The 3882-nt window shown below is 43.9% G+C and carries 4 protein-coding genes; 2 read left to right on the forward strand and 2 right to left on the reverse strand.

Translation table 11 applies throughout. The annotated features are described in order from the left end of the window. Positions 1-1088: NAD(P)/FAD-dependent oxidoreductase (locus tag ACFE93_RS34135; RefSeq protein ID WP_375480494.1), on the reverse strand; the 1088-nt coding region annotated here is incomplete at its 3' end. A 99-nt stretch (positions 1089-1187) separates the two neighbouring features. Continuing rightward, on the reverse strand, positions 1188-1655 hold the full coding sequence (gene psbQ, locus ACFE93_RS34140) for a photosystem II protein PsbQ (protein ID WP_375480496.1): 468 nt from the start codon (positions 1653-1655) through the stop codon (positions 1188-1190). A gap of 511 nt (positions 1656-2166) precedes the next feature. Here psbQ and ACFE93_RS34145 point away from each other — a divergent pair. Next, on the forward strand, positions 2167-2595 hold the full coding sequence (locus ACFE93_RS34145; RefSeq protein ID WP_375480498.1) for a hypothetical protein: 429 nt from the start codon (positions 2167-2169) through the stop codon (positions 2593-2595). Between the two features lie 77 nt (positions 2596-2672). Next, positions 2673-3875, forward strand: coding sequence for a hypothetical protein (locus tag ACFE93_RS34150; RefSeq protein ID WP_375480500.1), 1203 nt, complete (start codon positions 2673-2675; stop codon positions 3873-3875). Positions 3876-3882 lie beyond the last annotated feature (7 nt).

Consider the following 3882-nt stretch of genomic DNA (forward strand, 5'->3'; position numbering starts at 1 on the left):
GAAATAATCATCTCACGAATCGCATAAGCTGTAGCGGGTGCTAGTAAAACGCCGTTGCGATAGTGTCCGGTAGCTAAGAGGACGTTACTAAACCCTGGTAACTTACCAATAACAGGGGCGGGGCGTCCTTCAGGGCGGGGACGTAACCCCGACCAGGTGCAGAGAATAGTTGCTGTGGCTAATTCTGGGCAAAATGCGATCGCTTGTTCTCTAATAGATTCCAGCAGTTCTTGATTTGGCGGTATCTCATCGCCATTGCTAGGAAATTCCACAGTTGCACCTACCCAATAATCTCCACCGCCCACAGGAACAATATGGACATCATTACCCGTTATCGCTGGCTGGAAGTCGGGATTACCTAATGGATGCCCTACACGCATTTGCAAGGCTTGCCCAAGTACGGGGCGGATATCAATTATCTGATTTAATTTTGCCGTTAGGGGTGTTGAACCTAATCCTGCTGCAATTACAAACCAATCAGCGGCTATTTTTCCTTCTGTAGTCTCAAGGGAATCGCAAAATTCAGGTGTTGAGGTTGGGGCATCCAAAACAGTCACGCCAAATTTGAAAGTTACACCATTTTGCTGGGCAGCTTCAACTAGACCTAAGGTGAGGGCAGTTGGATCGATCTGGCGGTCTTGCGGAGAATAGACAGCGCCAGTAACTTTTTCGCAATCTATTTGAGGACAAATATTCTGGAGTTTAGCCGTGTCCCAAATTTCTAAATTCCAGCCTTGAGAGTGGCGAATTTTTACTAGTTTTTCCCATGCTGACATCCCCTCTAGAGAGGAATCAGACAAAAGCATGAGAATTCCCTGACGATTAAAAGGAATTTTGCGACCTGTTAAAGCTTCTAGTTCAGGAATCAAGGTTTCATAGCGTTGGATGCTAGTTTGCCGCATCTGCCAAGCTTTGCCCTTGATTTTTTGGCTGATTACGCCCATCAAAACGCCAAGTGCAGCGCCTGTGGAAGCTTGTGCTGGTGGTTGGCGATCGCAAACTGTAATTTTTAGCCCTTTTACTAGACTCAGTTGGTATGCGATCGCAGCCCCGACTACACCACAACCGACAATAACTACATGACTCATTACTGTTTTGAAGCAAAGATGGGGAAGTAGCAGGACAAGGGGGAGCAACTAAATAATTTTTACTCTCCCTCATCCCCCTTTGCTCATCTTACCTTGCGCTTAACTTGCCTCTGCTTCACTGTTGGTCTGAGGAAGCAGTTGGAAAAATTTGTCAATCTCTGCGAAAACAGCTTGGGAGTTATTTAAGGCAACTTGAGAATTGCCAGCACTAGTAGCTTTATCAAGTTTAACCAGGTCGTTAAACAAATCTCGTGTTATTTGACGTGCTTTGGGTTGGTCTTTGGGTAGAAGATTGGAAGTGACATAAGTCAGGTTCAGCCTTGCTTCTGTTATCGGCCCATGTGTAAAGTTACGCACATTAATCCAATCACCTCTTTTAATCAGGGTTGTCAACTCTTGTGAGCGATCGCGTACAGCCTGAATTTCAGGAACATAAGCCTGAATTTTTTCAAGTTGTACTGCTGTGTAAGTCGGAGGTGCTACCGCAACACCAGGGCCACCACAACTAATCAGGAATGTGGCCAATAGTACTAGGAAAAATGAAAAAATCGAGCGTTGACGCACCATATATTGAACTTAATTGCTTTTGGTTTACTGATTAACAGTGTCATTTTAGATCGCTAGCGCAGTTAATCGTTCTTGTCAGCCAAGGATTTTCTAGAAAATATTGATATTTTCTTCAAAGAGCAGAGTTTCATCCGCTTTTGAAGCATTTTTAAGTACAATTACTTAATAGGTGTTAGCCAGTCCCAATCAGAAGCCAAAAATCGCTTCTGTTAGTAACTCAAACGTGATGTTCGATCAACCTCTCCCTCCCTACCTGTCTCTGGGAAACGGAAAGGGAGAAGCAATGAAAAATTCAGTTTTTTGCTCCCCTCTCCGACACAGAGAGGGGCTGGGGAGAGGTCAAATAAGACTTGTCGAACTCACGTTAACTGATATTGTTAGGGAAATATGATTTAGAGTTGCTAAATATTAAAGGTCTTGATAAGCTGAAACACAAATCAGATAAGCCTTTTGGCGGTTTTTCTGTCTTCAGATTCCCGAAGATGCCGATGCAATATAGGAGTGTTTTTTAGTGAACGCAGCTGAACAGGCAACGAACCTTGAACTCGCCAGCAACATTGCTACGGTAGTTAATTTGTTCAAATTCGAGTTTCCTGATGCCAAATCCGATCTCAAACCCTGGAAAAATGACCCCGAAACTAGGGAGTTAGTCGATCCAGATTCTATAGATATTGGCTTTCACTTTCCTGGTATCAGCAAATCTTGGCGAAGTCGTAGTATTTTAATTCAAATCCGATTTTATCAAGATCCCATCAATAATTCCCGCCGGGCGATCGGTGTAGAAGTGGCTGGATTCGATCATCGTGGCGAAGCGTGGCGACTTTCTACGGTAGAAAACTGGAGTGTTGTCGGCGCATCTTCGCCTTCTGGTGAAATTGCGGAGAAGCTCAAACAGATTTGCCGACAGATTTTAGAAGTTTTTAATAAACAAAGTGAATGAAATCAACTTGTCTCAGAGAAAGTAGTGAGGAATAATACAGAGGAAAGCTTTGCGTAGCCATAGCCCGCCTTATCACAATGACCACTGTAATATTTGTACATGGCACAGGCATTAGAGAACGAGAATACAACGAAACCTTTGAGATAATTGAGCAAAAGATTCACGCCCAACGTCCTGATATCAAAGTTTCTCCCTGCCTTTGGGGTGTATTAGGTGCAAAGTTCAATGATAATCGGGCATCAGTACCCTTGGAAGATGCGACACTGGCTTTATCTCAAAGAGAAGAAGACGCAGATATTGTACTGTGGGGGCAATTATACCGCGATCCTCTGTATGAATTACGGCTGTTGTCTTTGAAACCGATTGAGGCAGGAAATCCCTTTGGGGATGAACCAGGGGATGTTTTACAATTTCGTGTAGCCAGTCTCACACCGACATCTCAACTACAAGCTAAGTTGCAAGAGGCGGGAATTGCAGAGGTATTTGAGCCAGCACGAGAAGATGTTATCCACAGTGAACCGTATCATCAGGCGTTGCTCACAGTTTCCGAATCTGATTTGAGTGAATATTATCCACCAATAGCTAGAGCAATTCTCGCTCAAGCAATGTTTATTAGCGAACAGCAAGAAAAATTTCCCCCGATACTCATCGATGCCCAATTGCGGGATGATGTTGTGGAATTGCTGACTCTGGCTTTGACAGAGGCGGAGTTAGGATTGGGTGGCTGGTTATTAAAGCCACTTGTGGGACTAGCGTTACCAATGGGAACAAATTATGTCAGAGGAAACCGCCTTGAGTTAACTGATAAAATTTCGCCTATGCCTGGTGATATTTTGTTGTATCAGACGCGGGGTGAAAAAATCAGGGCGTTTATCCAGCAACAAATTGCCCAAGCAGAACCGCCAGTGGTTTTAATTGCCCATAGTTTGGGAGGTATAGCTTGTGTAGATTTGCTAGTGCAACAGCAGTTATCTCAGGTGGAATTATTGGTAACAGTTGGTTCTCAAGCACCATTTTTATATGAGATTAACGCCCTCTACAGCTTAGAATATGGGCAGTTATTGCCAGAGCATTTCCCTCAATGGTTGAATATCTACGATTTACGGGATTTTCTCAGTTACGTGGGTAATAGAATTTTCCCTGAGCGTGTGCAGGATGTGGTAGTAGATAGTAAACAACCATTTCCCCGTTCTCACGGAGCTTATTGGACAAATGCTAAAACCTGGGAGGCGATTATAGCGGTTCTCAGTTGGGTGAAATATAGTAACAGCAGTGGGTAAACCATCC

The organism is uncultured Nostoc sp., assembly GCF_964247315.1.
GTDB lineage: Bacteria > Cyanobacteriota > Cyanobacteriia > Cyanobacteriales > Nostocaceae > Nostoc.